The organism is Streptomyces sp. NPDC018029, assembly GCF_044327655.1.
Classification (GTDB): Bacteria; Actinomycetota; Actinomycetes; order Streptomycetales; family Streptomycetaceae; genus Streptomyces.
Map to the genome: position 1 here is coordinate 796,847 of NZ_JBIRFV010000002.1, position 14,136 is coordinate 810,982.

General features: G+C 72.3%; 18 protein-coding genes. 5 read left to right on the top strand and 13 right to left on the bottom strand.

Annotated features, from left to right (window positions below; genetic code table 11):
* The 10 genes from ACH4D5_RS07700 to ligD form a co-directional block, all read right to left on the bottom strand.
* On the bottom strand, positions 1-189 hold the full coding sequence (locus ACH4D5_RS07700; protein WP_362992974.1) for a gas vesicle protein: 189 nt from the start codon (positions 187-189) through the stop codon (positions 1-3).
* Positions 186-1,037 carry a GvpL/GvpF family gas vesicle protein gene (locus tag ACH4D5_RS07705; RefSeq protein WP_398299644.1) on the bottom strand — a complete coding sequence of 284 codons (852 nt, stop codon included), beginning with the start codon at positions 1,035-1,037 and terminating at the stop codon, positions 186-188. Before ACH4D5_RS07705 ends, ACH4D5_RS07700 begins: the two co-directional genes overlap by 4 nt.
* The gene (locus tag ACH4D5_RS07710; protein WP_398299646.1) at positions 1,018-1,380 is read right to left on the bottom strand and encodes a gas vesicle protein; all 363 of its coding nucleotides are present in this window, start codon (positions 1,378-1,380) and stop codon (positions 1,018-1,020) included. Before ACH4D5_RS07710 ends, ACH4D5_RS07705 begins: the two co-directional genes overlap by 20 nt.
* A complete protein-coding gene (locus ACH4D5_RS07715) occupies positions 1,377-2,540 on the bottom strand; it encodes an SRPBCC family protein (RefSeq protein ID WP_398299648.1) in 1,164 nt (387 codons plus the stop codon). Before ACH4D5_RS07715 ends, ACH4D5_RS07710 begins: the two co-directional genes overlap by 4 nt.
* Entirely contained in the window at positions 2,533-3,198 is a 666-nt protein-coding gene (locus tag ACH4D5_RS07720) for a DNA primase (protein WP_398299650.1), read from the bottom strand. Before ACH4D5_RS07720 ends, ACH4D5_RS07715 begins: the two co-directional genes overlap by 8 nt.
* Positions 3,199-3,200: 2 nt before the next feature.
* On the bottom strand, positions 3,201-3,440 hold the full coding sequence (locus ACH4D5_RS07725; protein ID WP_362992984.1) for a gas vesicle protein GvpG: 240 nt from the start codon (positions 3,438-3,440) through the stop codon (positions 3,201-3,203).
* A 10-nt stretch (positions 3,441-3,450) separates the two neighbouring features.
* Entirely contained in the window at positions 3,451-4,191 is a 741-nt protein-coding gene (locus ACH4D5_RS07730) for a GvpL/GvpF family gas vesicle protein (protein WP_398299652.1), read from the bottom strand.
* Positions 4,188-4,616, bottom strand: a complete 429-nt coding sequence (locus ACH4D5_RS07735; protein ID WP_398299654.1) for a gas vesicle structural protein GvpA — start codon at positions 4,614-4,616, stop codon at positions 4,188-4,190. Before ACH4D5_RS07735 ends, ACH4D5_RS07730 begins: the two co-directional genes overlap by 4 nt.
* 108 nt (positions 4,617-4,724) lie before the next feature.
* Positions 4,725-5,105 carry a gas vesicle protein gene (locus ACH4D5_RS07740; protein ID WP_398299656.1) on the bottom strand — a complete coding sequence of 127 codons (381 nt, stop codon included), beginning with the start codon at positions 5,103-5,105 and terminating at the stop codon, positions 4,725-4,727.
* Between the two features lie 78 nt (positions 5,106-5,183).
* Positions 5,184-6,143 (bottom strand): non-homologous end-joining DNA ligase, encoded by a 960-nt coding sequence (gene ligD / locus ACH4D5_RS07745; RefSeq protein ID WP_398299658.1) that lies wholly within the window; start codon positions 6,141-6,143, stop codon positions 5,184-5,186.
* Positions 6,144-6,366: 223 nt separating this feature from the next.
* On the opposite strand from ligD, the gene ACH4D5_RS07750 reads away from it, so the two are divergent.
* The gene (locus ACH4D5_RS07750; RefSeq protein WP_398299659.1) at positions 6,367-6,969 is read left to right on the top strand and encodes a hypothetical protein; all 603 of its coding nucleotides are present in this window, start codon (positions 6,367-6,369) and stop codon (positions 6,967-6,969) included.
* 12 nt (positions 6,970-6,981) lie between these two features.
* On the opposite strand, the gene ACH4D5_RS07755 is transcribed toward ACH4D5_RS07750, so the two are convergent.
* Positions 6,982-8,835: a transketolase gene (locus ACH4D5_RS07755; RefSeq protein ID WP_398299661.1), complete on the bottom strand. Its 1,854-nt coding sequence runs from the start codon at positions 8,833-8,835 to the stop codon at positions 6,982-6,984.
* Positions 8,810-10,201 (bottom strand): NAD(P)/FAD-dependent oxidoreductase, encoded by a 1,392-nt coding sequence (locus ACH4D5_RS07760; RefSeq protein WP_398299663.1) that lies wholly within the window; start codon positions 10,199-10,201, stop codon positions 8,810-8,812. The genes ACH4D5_RS07755 and ACH4D5_RS07760 overlap by 26 nt, the downstream gene beginning before the upstream one ends.
* A gap of 217 nt (positions 10,202-10,418) precedes the next feature.
* On the opposite strand from ACH4D5_RS07760, the gene ACH4D5_RS07765 reads away from it, so the two are divergent.
* The 3 genes from ACH4D5_RS07765 to ACH4D5_RS07775 all read left to right on the top strand — a co-directional run bounded on the left by ACH4D5_RS07765 (position 10,419) and on the right by ACH4D5_RS07775 (position 13,243).
* Positions 10,419-11,411 carry a TIGR03557 family F420-dependent LLM class oxidoreductase gene (locus tag ACH4D5_RS07765; RefSeq protein WP_398299665.1) on the top strand — a complete coding sequence of 331 codons (993 nt, stop codon included), beginning with the start codon at positions 10,419-10,421 and terminating at the stop codon, positions 11,409-11,411.
* Between the two features lie 82 nt (positions 11,412-11,493).
* The gene (locus tag ACH4D5_RS07770; protein ID WP_398299667.1) at positions 11,494-12,591 is read left to right on the top strand and encodes an enolase C-terminal domain-like protein; all 1,098 of its coding nucleotides are present in this window, start codon (positions 11,494-11,496) and stop codon (positions 12,589-12,591) included.
* A 109-nt stretch (positions 12,592-12,700) separates the two neighbouring features.
* Positions 12,701-13,243: a hypothetical protein gene (locus tag ACH4D5_RS07775; RefSeq protein WP_398299668.1), complete on the top strand. Its 543-nt coding sequence runs from the start codon at positions 12,701-12,703 to the stop codon at positions 13,241-13,243.
* A 103-nt stretch (positions 13,244-13,346) separates the two neighbouring features.
* Here the strand turns inward: ACH4D5_RS07775 and ACH4D5_RS07780 are convergent, their stop codons facing one another.
* Positions 13,347-13,853, bottom strand: a complete 507-nt coding sequence (locus ACH4D5_RS07780; protein ID WP_398299670.1) for a phage holin family protein — start codon at positions 13,851-13,853, stop codon at positions 13,347-13,349.
* A gap of 160 nt (positions 13,854-14,013) precedes the next feature.
* Here ACH4D5_RS07780 and ACH4D5_RS07785 point away from each other — a divergent pair, with 160 nt between their 5' ends.
* Positions 14,014-14,091: a 50S ribosomal protein bL37 gene (locus ACH4D5_RS07785; RefSeq protein ID WP_370443954.1), complete on the top strand. Its 78-nt coding sequence runs from the start codon at positions 14,014-14,016 to the stop codon at positions 14,089-14,091.
* The last annotated feature ends 45 nt before the right edge of the window (positions 14,092-14,136 follow it).

Genomic DNA, 14,136 nt, shown 5'->3' on the forward strand with positions numbered 1-14,136 from the left:
TCACTCCCTGTCCGGCCACGGCGACGGCACTTGTTCGTTCACCGAGCTGATCAACGCGTTGAGGTCGATGCGTACGAGATCGACGTCCGCGATCCGCAGGGTGATGTCGCCCTTGATGACGACGCCGCCCGCGAGCAGCCGGTCGAGCAGGTCGACCAGGGCGATCTCGCGGCGTTCGACGACGGTCATTCGGCACGGTCCTTCTCTTCGTCGGCGCGTTCGTCGCCGGTGAAGGAGTACGCGGCCCACGGCCCCGTCAGCTCCACCCGCAGCCGGCTCGTCCCCTCGTCCTCGTCCTTCGTGCGGTCCACGAGCTCGACGAACTCCTCGGAGTCCTCGCGGCTCACCAGATACGCCGCGTTGAGGACGTTGCGGCCCGGCGTGCGGGACAGCTCCGCGTTCTGCGGCGCGTGCAGCCGGGAGTCCTCGGCGTGCCGCGACAGTGTCTCGTGCAGCCGCCGGGCGAAGGCCTCGGCCCGCTGCCAGCCCTCCTCCTGCGCCGTGCGCTGGCTGCGCCGCCTGCGCAGATAGTCACGCCCGCTGGTCGGCCCGGTCTGCCGGGCCGGCGCGGCGGCCTGCGGCGCCGCGGACTCCTCGCTCGGCAGGAGGTGGACCTTCACGCCCCACTCGACGCGTCCGTCGATCCGTTCGAGGACGCGGTGGAAGCGCTCGGCCCCGTCCGCCAGCATGGCGCGTACGCCGCTGTCGTCACGGAAGACGGTCGCGAGGCGCAGCGGCAGCGGTGAGGTGACGGAGGTGAGCGCGTCGATCACCCGCTGGTGCGCGCGGGCCGTGTCGGCGAGCCAGTCCAGGTCCTCCAGGTGGGCGCGGAGCGCGTCCTCCGCGAAGTCCCGCTCCGGCACCGGGCCGACCAGGGCGACCAGGCCCTCGTGCTCCAGGCGCCGGGGCGGCACGCCGCCGACCCCGGTGAGGTCGGCGGCGAGCGGTGCGGTGAAGGGGCGGCAGACCGCGTAGACGTACCGCAGGTCGTCGTGGCGCGGGCCGTCGCCGTGCGGATCATCGTTCACGGCGTTCATGTGTCTCCTTGTCGGCCGGCTCCAGGGACATCCGCTCCTCCAGTTCCGCGAGGCGCTGGCGCAACTCGGCGTTCTCCCGCGAGAGTTCCGTGCGGCGCGCCCCCTGGGAGAGCGCCGGGTCGCCCTCCCACCAGTCGATTCCCATCTCCTTGGCCTTGTCCACGGAGGCGACGATGAGGCGGAGCTTGATGGTGAGCAGTTCGATGTCGAGCAGGTTGATCTTGATGTCGCCGGCGATGACGATGCCCTTGTCCAGGACGCGTTCGAGGATGTCGGCGAGGTTGGCCCCGCCGCCTCCTCCGCCGTAGGGGCCGGGCAGTCCGCCGCCAGAGGAGGTCGTCATCGACGGGCCCGTCCGCCGCCGGCCGACTCGGCGTACTCGCGCTGCTTCTCCTCGTCGGCGTCGGCCTCGTCCTCGGCCTCTTCGTCGTACTCGTCCTCGGGCTCGTCCTCCGGCTCGAGCTCGTCCTCTTCATCGAGCTCGTGGTCGTGCTCGCCCCGGAGTTCCTCGTCCTCCGCCTCTTCGGGCTCGTCCTCGTCCTCGTACTCCTCGGCCGGTTCGTCCTCCCGCTCGTCCTCTTCCTCGTCGTACTCGGACTCCGGCTCGTCCTGCGCCTCGGGCTCGTCCTCGTGCTCGTCCTGCGTCTCGTGCTCGTCCGCGTGCTCCTCCTCCTCCTCGGCCACGGCGTCCTCGTGGCTGCGGACGACCTCGCCGTCGCGGATCTCGCCGCGCCAGCCGTCGCTCGCCTCGCCGCGCAGCGTGATGTGCCGGGCGAAGTGCTTGAGGTCCAGGCGGGCCCTGCGGCCCTGGGCGCGCCAGATGTTGCCGGTCTTCTCGAAGAGGCCCTTCGGGTAGTACTCGATGATCAGCAGCACCCGGGTGAGGTTCTCGGCGAGCGCGTGGAAGGTGACGACGCCCTTCGTCGTCCCCTTGCCGCCCTCGGAGGTCCAGGTGATGCGCTGGTCCGGCACCTGCTCGGTGGTGTGCGCCTTCCAGCTGCGGCTGGACCAGAAGACCTTGAGCTTCCAGTCGGAGTCCGTGTCGTTCGCCACGGTGGCGCCCTTGACGCCCTTCGCGAACGTGGAGAACTCCTGGTACTGCGTCCACTGGTCGTACGCCTCGCGGAGCGGCACGCCCACGTCGACGTACTCCATGATGACCGTCGGCTTCTGGCCCGCGCCGCCCTTCTTGCGCTTGCCGCCGCCGATGTTCTGGACGGCGCCCTTCACGGAGTCCTTCAGGTGGCTGCCGCCGAGTTCCAGCGCGCTGCGCACCGGGCCCTTGCCCTCGGCGACCTTCTTGCCCGCCTGGGCCGCCAGCTTGCCGAAGCCGGGGCTCTTGCCCTCCGCTATGTCGTTCAGCTTGACGGTGGCGTCGCCGAGCCGGTGGCCCACGCCGACGAGCATGCGCTCGACCTGCGCCATCAAGTAGGCCTGCGCCTCTTCCTTCAGGCGGTCGGCGGCCGGGCTGCGCGTGATGTTGCTCAGTGGTGACTCAGCCATGGTCGCTGCCTCCCTTCGCCCTGCCGCCGCTGCGGGCCGACGACGACGCGGCCCTGCGGGCGGTGCCGCGCGCCGCCGCGGTGGACTTCTTCTGCGCGGTCTTACGGGCTGTCTTCTGCGGGCTCTTCTTGGCCGGGGTCTTCTTCGCGGCGGCCTTCGGAGCGGACTTGGCGTCCGGCTTCTCGTCCGGCTTCCTGGCGGTCCGCTTCGACGGCGCCTTCTTGCGCTGCGGCGACCGCTCGGGCTCCGCGTCCTCGTCCCGGTCCTCGTCCTGTTCCCGGTCCTCGTCGCGGCTTTCGGTGTCCTCGTCCTCGTCGGCGTCGTCCGCCTGGCCCGGCACCACGCCGGCGATGCGGTCCTGGACGCCGAGGGTGCGGTCGTGCAGCCGGTCGGCGAGACCTTCGAGCTGCCGGTTGAGGAGCGATCCCGTGGCCGCCTTGCCCACGCCCCGCATGTCCTGGCGGAGCTGGTCGCCGATCTCCTTGAACTGCGGGTTGTTCTGCAGCTGCTGGTTCACGAAGGCGCCCAGCGCCTTGGGGCTCAGGTTGAGCCGCTTGCCGGCCACCATGGTGCCGACGGCGAACGCGAACTTCGCCTTCTTCGTGCGACCGAGGACGTATCCCGCGCCCACGGCGAGGCCCACTGCCATTCGGTTCATTCTCAGAAGTCCTGTCCTGTGCTGTGCTGCAGTCGGTCGAGGAGCTCGTCCTCGCGCCGCTCGAACTCGGCCTCGTCGATCTCTCCCGCCTCCAGGAGCTCCTCGAGGCGGGAGAGTTCACGACGGATCGCCGAGGGGTCGTAGTACTGCCGCTCCGCCTCGTCGACCACCTGCCTGAGCACCCAGAGGGAGCCGCGGGCCGGGGCGAGAGGCAGCAGGAGCAGTTCACCGATCAGGCCCATGCCGTCACTCTCACTCCGCGGACTTGGCGGGTCCCGGGTCGACGAAGCTGTACGGGGGCAGCGGACCGTGCACCCTCAGGTCCAGGTGCGGCTGGGTGGCCCGCAGCTCCTCGACGGCCTGGAGGAAGCCCTCGGCGGACTTGCGGTTCACCAGGAACGAGATGTTCGCCAGCCAGCCGCTGCTCTCCGGGCCGTCCGCGACCGCTTCGGCGGCCGGTTCCAGGGCGCGCCGCACCTCGACGGCGTCGCTCTGCTCGCGGGCCCGCACGTTCGAGGTCACCATCTCGCCGAGCTGCAGCTTCTGTTCGTGGGTGCCGCCGCCCTGGCGCTGGTTGGCCTCGACCATCGCGCGCAGCTCCGGGTTCTCGGCGAGGACCTGGTGCAGTACGGCCTGTTCGTGGTGGGAGGCCTTCACGTTGTACTCGACCTTGCCGTCGAGGGTGCGCAGCCGCTCCAAGTAGTGGTCGGCCCGTTCGCCGAGCACGGAGGTGACCGTCTCGTCGTCCGGGGCCAGACTGCCGAAGCGCATCGGCAGCACGGAGCCCGCGGCGCCGGCCTCCGACAGGACGTTCTGGTGCGCGAGGAGGTCGCGCCGCTTGGGCTTGAGGTCCTCGGGGGCGTCGCTCACGATGGCGGCGAGCTCACCGCTCTTCAGGATGCGCACGGGGCAGGCCGGCCGGCCGATGCCCTCCATGCCCTCGGGCAGCGCCGGGTGGGAGCTGCTCGCGATGCCGTAGACGTAGGTGGTCACTCCTGCTCCTCCTTCCGGCGGGACGTGGTGGAACGGCGCTTCGGCCGGTCCTCGGTCTGGCGCTGGCCTTCCTCACGGGACTGCTTGAAGGCGTCCGATATGGTCTCGGCGGCTCCGGAGAGCGCTCCCTTGGACTTGCCCTTGGCGCCGGACTCGGTGATCTCGCCCACGAGGTCGGGCAGGCCGGGGTCCTTCTTCTTTCCGGTCTCCAGGTCGAGGCGGTTGCACGCCTCGGCGAACCGGAGGTAGGTGTCGACGCTCGCGACGACGACACGGACGTCGATCTTCAGGATCTCGATACCGACGAGCGAAACGCGTACGAAGGCGTCGATGACGAGTCCTCGGTCGAGGATGAGCTCCACGACGTCGTACAGGCCACTGGTGCCGCCTCCGCCGCCGGACTGTTGTGCCGGGACTACGGTCATGCCGACTGTGCCTCCTTGGGTCTTGGGTGCTCTTGTCCTGTCTTGGCTGTCCTGTCTTGGCTTGCCCTTCTCCGGTCCTGTCCTGCGCTGTCCGGTCCGGCCTTCCTGCTAGCGGCCGCCGGTGCCGCGGGGTTCGGAGCGTCCGCGCTCGTAACGGCGGAGCCGTCGGTAGCCCGTCAGCTCGCCCTGCGGGTCCAGCTGCACCTCGTAGCTCGCGAGGAGACTCATCGTGTCGGGGACACGGGAGAGTTCGAGGACCTCGATCTCCAACAGCCAGCCGTCTTCGGTGCGTTCGAAGGACGACACGGACTCGGGCGTCATGCCGGTCAGCTCGGCGAGCTGTTCCCTGGCGTGGCGGAGCACCGCCATGGGGCCGGGGAGCGCCGCCTTCTCACCGTCCGCGGCCTGCGACGCCTTCTCATCAGAAGTCTTTTCGCCTGATGACTTGTTGTCTGTGTCTTCTGTGGTCTTACGTGACGTATTGGCCATGTTCACCTCCTTCACCGGGTTACCCGAAGAGCCTTGGCCAAACGTGATCGCTGCGTGTCCGGCCAGGACGCCGGGCGGTCAGCCGCGCAGTGCGCGGAGTTTGCGGCGGGCGGGGCCGAGCGCGCGCCCGGAGCGCAGAACACCGGCCCACGGGTCGGTGCGGGCCTGCTCCACCGCGTTGTCGATGGTCCAGCTGCGGGCGTGCACCGCCGGGTCGTCGAGCTGTTCCCAGGCGATGGGCACGGCCACCGGGGCCCCGGGCTTGGCCCGCACCGAGAACGGCGCCACCGCCGTCTGCGCGTACGCGTTGCGCTGTACGTCGAGGTAGAGCCGGTCGCCGCGGTCCTTCTTGCGGGCGGCCGTGGTGAGCCGCTCGGGATGTGCTTCGGCGAGGGTGTCGGCGACGTCCTTGGCGAAGGCCCGGGCGTCGTCGAAGTCGTGGTGGCCGTTGAGCGGCACGACGACGTGCAGCCCGCGCGAACCCGTCGTCATCAGGGCGGACGGCAGGTTCATGTGGTCGAGCAGTTCGCCGAGGAGGCGTGCGGCGTCGCGCACCGCGCCGAAGTCGTCCGTCGAGGGGTCCAGGTCGAAGACGATCCGGTCCGGGCGGTCGATCCGGGCCGTGCGGGAGAGCCAGCGGTGCAGGGTGACGCAGGCCTGGTCGGCCAGGAAGAGCAGGGTCGCCGTGTCGTCGCACACGGTGTGGGTGACGGTGCCGCCCTCCTTGGCCACCTCGACGCGGGTGATCCAGTCCGGATAGTGGTCCGGGGTGTCCTTCTGCATGAACTGCGGGCCGTCGACACCGTCCGGGTGGCGCTCCAGCATCAGCGGCCGGTCGCGCAGGTGGGGCAACATGAAGGGGGCGACGGCCCGGTAGTAGTCGAAGAGGTCGGCCTTCGTGTGGCCCGTGCCGCCGTGGTCCCCCTCGGTGCCTCCGCCGCCCTTTCCCTTGCCGTCGAGGCCGGGGAAGAGGACTTTCTGCGGTCGGTGCAGCTCTACGGTGCGGCGGCCGGCCCGCACCGTCCGTACGTCGTTCATGGGGGTCCCTTCGGCTCGGTTCGCCAAGTGCGACGTGACCCGGCGAGTACCCAGCGTCAGGTCCGGTAGTCGCCCCGGCCGCACCGACACGGTGGTGTTCACCCTGGTCGGGAGGGTGGCTGACACCACCCGTAAACCGGGGGACGGCGGGCGTGCCGCACGGGCTCCCGGCCGGAAGGATCGGACCGTGTCGACCAGTCGTCCCGCTCCTGTGAGGCCCGCAATGAAGCACAGCTCTCTGACGCACAACACCCATGTGACGAACGCCTCCGGTCCTGACCGGCGGTCCCCCGGCGCCCCCGTCTCCCACCCCGCCCTGCCCCGAGTCCCCCGCCCCCGGCCCCGCTCCCCCGAACCCGGGCTCCTCGCCCGCATGCTGCCCGGCACCGACGAGCCGCCCGCGCCCGCCGCTGTCAGGGCGGCCTTCGCGCTGTGGCTCACCGCGGCCGCCGCAGGCGTCTTCGCGATGGTGCTCACGGTCGTCAGGGAGGCGTCCGGGGGCAGTGACCTCGACGCGTCCACCGGCGGGTTCATCGGTGGGTTCATCGGTGGGTTCACGGGAGGGCTCCTGCTGCGTATGGCGTTGTTCTCCGCGGTCGTCCTGGTCGCGGTGCGGCTGCGGCGCGGATCCCGCTGGCCGCGCTGGGCATTGACCGGCGCCCTGGGGGCGTTCGGGGCGCTGGCAGCGCCGACCCTGGCGGCCTGGCCCGACCGTTGGCCGGCCGGCACGGGGGTCGTGCTGCACCTGGCCGCCGCGCTCACGGCGACGGCGCTGATGTTCTGCCCGTCGGCCAATGCCTGGTTCAGGGCGGCCGGGCACCGATGATCGCGCTCAGGCTCAGCGGACCACGCCCTGCTCCACCAGGAGCCGCGCCGCCACCACGATCGACTCCGCGTCGATGCCGGCGGCGCGCAGCTGCTCCGCCGGTGACGCCGAGCCCGGCATCGTCCGCACCGCGAGCCGCACCAGGCGCGGCACCGGCCTGCCGTCGGTGAACGCGTCGAGGACCGCGTCGCCGAGGCCGCCCTGCTCCCGGTGGTCCTCGACGGTGAGCAGGCAGCCGGTGCGCTCGGCCGCCTCGCGCAGGGCGTCGCGGTCGACGGGCTTGACGGAGTACAGGTCGACGACGCGCACGGGGACGCCCTCGCGGTCGAGCGCGTCCGCAGCGGTCAGCGCCTCGTGGACGGTCACCCCCGCCGCCACCACGGTCAGCCGGTCCGCGTCACTGGAGCGCAGCACCTTGGAGCCGCCGACCGGGAACCTCTCGTCGGGTCCGTAGATGACGGGCGCGTCCCCGCGTGACGTACGCAGGTAGCGGATTCCGTCGAGTCCTGCCATCTCGGCGACGAGCTGCCCGGTCTGGTGGGCGTCGCACGGGTACAGGACGGTGGAGCCGTGCACCGCGCGGAAGAGCGCCAGGTCCTCCAGGCCCATCTGGGACGGGCCGTCCTGGCCGATCGCGACGCCCGCGTGCGAGCCGACGAGGTTGATGTCGGCGCCGCTGACCGCCGCCATCCGCACGAAGTCGTGGGCGCGGGTCAGGAACGCCGCGAACGTCGAGGCGTACGGCACCCAGCCGCGGGCCGCCAGTCCGACGGCGGCGGCGACGAGTTGCTGTTCGGCGATGTAGCACTCGAAGAACCGGTCGGGGTGCTCCTTGGCGAAGTACTCCGCCCGTGTCGAGTCGCCGACCTCGCCGTCCAGGGCCACCACGTCGCCGCGTGCGGTGCCGAGCGCGGTGAGCGCCTGACCGTAGGCGGTGCGGGTCGCGACGGCGTCGCCCAGGGCGTGGCGCGGCAGTTCGAGGTGGCCGCTGCGCACGGCGTGCAGCGTCCGCGCGGCGGCCGGCCTGCGCACCTCCACGCGAACCTCGTGTGCGCCGCCCAGCTCCTCGACGGCCGCTTCGGCGTCCGGCAGCGGCTTGCCGTGCAGGCCCTCGCGGTTCTCCACGGCGGCGACGCCCTTGCCCTTGACGGTGCGGGCGAGGATCACGGTGGGCTGTCCGGCGGTGGAGCCGGCTTCCTGGCAGGCGCGGTCGACGGCGTCGACGTCGTGTCCGTCGGTCTCGACCACATGCCAGCCGAAGGCCTTGAACCGGTCGGCGTAGGCGCTCAGTTGCCATTCGTGGCGGGTCGGGCCGCGCTGGCCGAGGCGGTTCACGTCGACGATCGCGGTGAGGTTGTCGAGGTGCTCGTACCCGGCGTGCTCGGCGGCCTCCCACACGGAGCCCTCCGCCAGTTCGCTGTCGCCGCACAGCACCCAGACGCGGAACGGGATCCTGTCGAGCCGCTTCCCGGACAGGGCCATGCCGACGCCGACGGGCAGCCCCTGCCCCAGCGATCCGGTGGCGACCTCGACCCAGGGCAGGGTGCGCGGTGTGGGGTGGCCTTCGAGGCGGCTGCCGTGCTCGCGGAAGGTGAGCAGTTCGTCGTCGGTGAGCGCTCCGGCGGCCTTGTACGCGGCGTAGAGGAGCGGCGACGCGTGGCCCTTGGAGAGGATGAAGCGGTCGTTGCCGGGGTGGTCGGGGCGTTCGAAGTCGTAGTGGAGATGGCGGCCGACGAGGACCGCCATCAGGTCGGCGGCGGACATCGACGAGGTGGGGTGTCCGGATCCTGCGGCGGCCGCGGCCCGGACGGAGTCGACACGCAACTGCTGCGCGAGCGCATCAAGTTGTGCGGTGCTGGTCGGCATCGGGGCCCTCCTCAGGCATCGGGGTCGTGGCATTCTCGGGCGGCGTGCTCCCCTTCGTCCGCTGGTGCGGCACGCGGGCCACCTCCGGCGAGGTGGACTCCAGCGGTACGGACCACGAGCGGACGAGCCCCAACTGCACGGCCTGGCGCGGCAGCAGGGAGTCCAGGAGCCAGTCCGCGGCGACCCGCACGCGGTTGCCGGGCATCGCCGCCAGGTGGTAGCCGCGGGTGACGGCTCCGGCGAGCGGCCCGGACAGCGGCACGCCGAGCGGGTTGGCGGCGGCCTGGGCGCCGCCGAGGTCCACGGTGAAACCGAGGTCGCGGTGGCGGTAGGTGCTCCGGGTGCCGAAGCCGAGCGACGCGGCGACGTTGCGTCCCGCCGTCGCGCCCTGGCGCCAGGCGTGCTGGGCGGTCATCGGGGTGAACTCGCCGGGCCTGGTCAGGTCGGGCACGGCCGCGGCGTCCCCGCAGGCGAACACCTCGGGGTGGCCCGGCACCTGGAGGAACGTGTCGACGCGCAGCCGTCCCCGCTCCAGCGGCCGGCCGAGTCCCGCGACGAGCGGATCGGGGCGTACGCCGACGCACCAGACGAGGGTGCGTGTGTCGACGGAGTCCCCGTCGTCCAGAAGTACTCCGTCGGATGTGGCCTCTTTGACGGAGGTCCCGGTGCGGACGTCCACGCCGCGCCGCCTCAGCACGCGGTCGGCGGTGGACGAGAGCCGGTGGTCGAGTTCGGGCAGGACGCGGTCGGCGATGTCGAGCAGCAGCCAGCGGGGCCTGATGCCCTGCCGCAGCGGCTGCCTGCGCACCAGGGCGTCCGTGAACAGGCGGCCGTGGGCGGCGAGTTCGACGCCGGTGTAGCCGGCACCGACGACCACGAAGGTGCAGCGGGCCCGGCAGGTCGCCGCGTCCGGCGCGGTCGCGGCGAGCTCCAGCTGGCGGGTGATGTGGTCGCGCAGGTACAGCGCCTCGGGCATGCCGCGGAAGCCGTGCGCGTGCTCGGCGACGCCCGGCACGGGAAGCAGCTTGTTGACGCTGCCCACGCTCAGGACGAGCCGGTCGTACGGCAGCTCACCGCGCTGTCCCTCCGGGTCGGTGTACGTCACCTCGTGCCGTTCCAGGTCGACGCCGTCGGCCTCGCCGAGCGCGAGGCGTACGCGCGGGAGCGTGCCGGAGAGGGAGACGGTGACGCGCCGCGGCTCCAGGACGCCCGTGGCGACGTGCGGCAGCAGCGGCAGGTAGAGGAAGTAGTCGGTCGGGTTGAGCAGGGTGATGTCGGCCTTGTGCCGGGTCAGCCGGGACAGGGTGCGGGCGGTGCGGTAACCGGCGAACCCGGCTCCGACGATGACGATGCGGGGTCGGCTCACGTGCGCCTCCGGAGGGTCGGGTCCGGCGCGGTCGGACCCCCCGCGTGCCCCTGCGCGGCGGACGCCAAACTCCCGCCCCGGGCCGCGGAATTCACCGCCGCGGATGCCGGGAGCCCGCCGGAGGGACGCCGCCCGAGCGCCGTTTGCCCCGGGCGCCCAGGGGTTACCCGCAGCCGTATTCATCCAGCTCCGCCGCCCACCGGAGGTGCAACCCCCCATGCCCGAGTACGGATATTTCCTGGCGACCGAGGAGTTCGGTCCCGCCGAACTGGTCGAGCAGGCCCGGATGGCCGAACAGGCCGGATTCCAGGCGCTGTGGATCTCCGACCACTACCACCCGTGGAACGCGGCGCAGGGGCAGAGCCCGTTCGTCTGGTCGGTGATCGGCGCACTCGCGGAGGCGGTGTCGCTGCCCGTGGAGACCGCGGTGACCTGCCCGACCGTGCGCATGCACCCGGCGGTCGTGGCGCAGGCCGCGGCGACGAGCGCGGTACTGACGGGCGGCCGCTTCCGGCTCGGCGTCGGCACGGGCGAGGCGCTCAACGAACACATCCTGGGCGGGCCCTGGCCGCCCGCCCACGTCCGCCTGGAGATGCTGGAGGAGGCCGTCCAGGTGATGCGGAACCTCTTCACCGGCGAGGAGGTCAACCATCACGGCACGCACTACACCGTCGAGAAGGCCCGCCTGTACACGGTGCCGGACGAGCCCGTGCCCATCGACGTGTCGGGCTTCGGCCCCAAGGCGACGGCGCTCGCCGCCCGTATCGGCGACGGCTTCATCACGATGACGCCCGACGAGACGCTGGTCTCCCGCTACCGCAAGGGCGGTGGCGGCGGCAAGCCGGTCAGCGGCGGCGTCAAGGTCTGCTACGGCATCGACCGCGAGGCCGCGGTGCGCCGGGCGCGCGAGCTGTGGAGCAGTCAGTTACTGCCCGGCGAAATGGCGCAACTCCTGCCGACGCCGCGCCACTTCGAGCAGCTCGACCCGCTGGTCACCGACGAGATGGCCGCCTCCTCCTTCACGTGCGGCGACGACGTGGACGAACACGTCGGCACGCTCGGCGCCTTCACCGACGCGGGCTTCGACCGCGTGTACGTGAGCCAGATCGGCCCGGACCAGCGGGGCTTCTTCGACTTCTACCGCACGAAGGTCCTGCCGCAGCTCCAGAGCGCCCCGCCCGCCACACCCGGGGACGGTGCGCTGCGATGACACGCACGACCCGGCGCCCCGCGGGTGCCGGCGAAAGCACCCGGCACCCGCTCACCACGCGTCACGACCCAGGACAGACCCGATGAACCACGAAGTTCCCCTCGAACGACCCGTCGTCTCCGCCTACACCGTGCCCGCCGACGCTCCGGAGGCCGACGGCACCTTCGCCTGGGACACCACGACCATCGTCGTCGCCGAGGTCACGGCGGGCGACGCGACGGGGACCGGCTGGACCTACGCCCCCGCGACCGTGGCGGCCCTGGTGGACGAGCAACTCACCCCCGTCATCAAGGGACTCGACGCCCTCGACATCCCCGCCGCGCACGACGCGATGACCCAGGCCGTCCGCAACACCGGCCGCCCCGGCGCCGCCGGGTGCGCGATCTCGGCGATCGACATCGCCCTGTGGGACCTCAAGGCCCGCCTCCTGGAGCTGCCTCTCGTACGCCTTCTCGGGGCGGCCCGCGACGAGGTGCCCGTCTACGGGAGCGGCGGCTTCACGACGTACCACGACACCCACCTGGCGGCCCAGCTGAACGGCTGGGTGCACGGCCAGCACATCCCGCGCGTCAAGATCAAGGTCGGCGAGGCCTGGGGCCGGTCGGCCGCCCGCGACGTGTCCCGGGTCCGCACCGCGCGCGACGTCATCGGCCCGCAGGCCGAGCTGTACGTCGACGCGAACGGCGGCTACACACGCAAACAGGCGGTGCGGGTGGGCCGGGTGCTCGCCGAGCACGGCGTCGGCTGGTTCGAGGAGCCGGTCTCCTCGGACGACCTGCGGGGGCTCTCGCTCGTCAGGGACGCCCTGGTGTGCGACGTGACGGCGGGCGGCTACGGCTACGACCTCCCGTACTTCGCCCGCATGATCCCCTCCGTGGACTGCCTCCAGGTGGACGCGACGCGCTGCGGCGGGATCACGGAGTGGCTGCGCGCGGCGGCCCTCGCCCAGGCGCACGGCCTGGAGGTGTCGGGCCACTGCGCGCCGCACGCGCACGCGGCGGCCGCTGCCTGCGTGCCGAACCTGCGGCACATCGAGTGGTTCCACGACCACGTGCGGATCGAGTCGATGTTCTTCGACGGAGCGCTCGACCCGACCGGGGGCGTGGTCCGCCCGGGCGGCGGCGTCGGCCACGGCCTGCAGCTGCGCACGGAGGACGTGGAGGAGTTCCGGGTCGCCTGAGAGCCGCGCTCTGTCCTGAGGGCCGCGCTCTTTCCTGAGAGCCGCGCTCTGATTTCCGGTCGCGTCGGGCCGGGGCGCCCTGGGAGGCTCGGCCCATGAGGAGAGACGCATGAGTGCGGGCAGGGGCGCGGAAGTGCTGCTCATCGGAGGCCGGTCGGGCGTCGGCAAGTCGTCGGTCGGCCTGGAGGTGGCGGCCCTGCTGCGGGCGGCCGACATCGGCCACGCCCTGATCGAGGGCGACCTCCTGGACGCGGTGCACCCGGCGCCGCCGGACGACCCGGACCGCTCAGGGATCACGGGCCGCAATCTCGCGGCGATCTGGGCCAACTACCGCGCGCTCGGCTGCGGCCGACTCGTCTACACGAATACGGCGAGTGTCCTGGCCGCCGAGGAACACCTCTTCACCCGGGCGCTGGACGGCCCGCGCCTCATCCGCGTCCTGCTGACCGCGACGGACAGCACGGCCGAGCAGCGCCTCACCGCCCGCGAGCGCGGCTCGGAACTCGAACAGCAGCTGCGGAGAAGTACGTTCATGGCCCGCCACCTGGACGAGCACGCCGTCCCCGACACACACCGCGTCACCACGGACGGCCGCGAGGTGAGGGACATCGCGGCGGAGGTGGTGGGCGTCACGGGGTGGGCGGGGCGCTGACGGGGCGGGGGCGGCGCCGACTCGGCGGCGGGACCCCCCAGGCCTACGTCCACGGCTACGTCGTATCGGTGACTCTGCCCGCGTCGCCGGAACTCGTTCGGGTTCAGGTGGTCCGGCGCGGCGGGGTCTCCGGCACCGGCGGGGCGGTGGGGGGCATCGGTGGGGCGTCGGGGACGCCGAGTCCGCCGGGCGGGGTCGCGGGGGCGGCGAGTCCGCTGCCGCCCGGCTCGGGCAGCGCCCCGGCGTCCCCGGCATCCTGTGCGTCCTTGCCGGGCTGCGGTCGCGCCGCGTTGCGCAGCAGGACCGCCGCCGCGCCGAGGAGTCCCGCCACGATGAGGGCCGCCGCCCAGTCGGGCAGGCCGAGGTCGATGACGAGGCCGACGGCCAGGGCCGCCGCGGCACCCGCGTAGAGGGCGGCGGCGCCGGACGCGGCGTACAGCGTGGCCTTGCGACGCTGCTTCTTGGTCTGCTCGCGCAGCTCTTCCCGCAGCTCGGCGCGGATCGTCCGGACCAGTTCGTCGGTCAGGCCCTTGTCGAGGCCGGTCAGTGGTTTCTCCGGGCTGGTCAGTGGCTTCTCCGGGCTGGTCAGTGGTTTCTCGGGGCCAGTCATGGCGGCCGGGTACCCGCTCCCGGGCCCACGAGACACCGCAGCGCGACCCGGACCCGCACGTGACGCGGGACACACCATGGCCGGTTGTCCCCTAGGGTAGGCGGGGCGTGATCGTCCGGATTCGCACCCGGGAAGCACCATCGGAACCACGGAGGTATCCATGTCCTCGAAGCGACGCCGCAAGAAGAAGGCCCGCCGCAAGAACGGCGCGAACCACGGCAGCCGTCCCCAGTCCTGAGGACGGCGCACGGCGAACGGAGGGCGGCACCGCACGGTGCCGCCC

Coding starts and splice junctions, on each gene's coding strand:
- ACH4D5_RS07700 (WP_362992974.1), bottom strand. CDS start 189: ATGACCGTCGTCGAACGCCGCGAGATCGCCCTGGTCGACCTGCTCGAC.
- ACH4D5_RS07705 (WP_398299644.1), bottom strand. CDS start 1,037: ATGAACGCCGTGAACGATGATCCGCACGGCGACGGCCCGCGCCACGAC.
- ACH4D5_RS07710 (WP_398299646.1), bottom strand. CDS start 1,380: ATGACGACCTCCTCTGGCGGCGGACTGCCCGGCCCCTACGGCGGAGGA.
- ACH4D5_RS07715 (WP_398299648.1), bottom strand. CDS start 2,540: ATGGCTGAGTCACCACTGAGCAACATCACGCGCAGCCCGGCCGCCGAC.
- ACH4D5_RS07720 (WP_398299650.1), bottom strand. CDS start 3,198: ATGAACCGAATGGCAGTGGGCCTCGCCGTGGGCGCGGGATACGTCCTC.
- ACH4D5_RS07725 (WP_362992984.1), bottom strand. CDS start 3,440: ATGGGCCTGATCGGTGAACTGCTCCTGCTGCCTCTCGCCCCGGCCCGC.
- ACH4D5_RS07735 (WP_398299654.1), bottom strand. CDS start 4,616: ATGACCGTAGTCCCGGCACAACAGTCCGGCGGCGGAGGCGGCACCAGT.
- ACH4D5_RS07740 (WP_398299656.1), bottom strand. CDS start 5,105: ATGGCCAATACGTCACGTAAGACCACAGAAGACACAGACAACAAGTCA.
- ligD (WP_398299658.1), bottom strand. CDS start 6,143: ATGAACGACGTACGGACGGTGCGGGCCGGCCGCCGCACCGTAGAGCTG.
- ACH4D5_RS07750 (WP_398299659.1), top strand. CDS start 6,367: ATGAAGCACAGCTCTCTGACGCACAACACCCATGTGACGAACGCCTCC.
- ACH4D5_RS07755 (WP_398299661.1), bottom strand. CDS start 8,835: ATGCCGACCAGCACCGCACAACTTGATGCGCTCGCGCAGCAGTTGCGT.
- ACH4D5_RS07765 (WP_398299665.1), top strand. CDS start 10,419: ATGCCCGAGTACGGATATTTCCTGGCGACCGAGGAGTTCGGTCCCGCC.
- ACH4D5_RS07770 (WP_398299667.1), top strand. CDS start 11,494: ATGAACCACGAAGTTCCCCTCGAACGACCCGTCGTCTCCGCCTACACC.
- ACH4D5_RS07775 (WP_398299668.1), top strand. CDS start 12,701: ATGAGTGCGGGCAGGGGCGCGGAAGTGCTGCTCATCGGAGGCCGGTCG.
- ACH4D5_RS07780 (WP_398299670.1), bottom strand. CDS start 13,853: ATGACTGGCCCCGAGAAACCACTGACCAGCCCGGAGAAGCCACTGACC.
- ACH4D5_RS07785 (WP_370443954.1), top strand. CDS start 14,014: ATGTCCTCGAAGCGACGCCGCAAGAAGAAGGCCCGCCGCAAGAACGGC.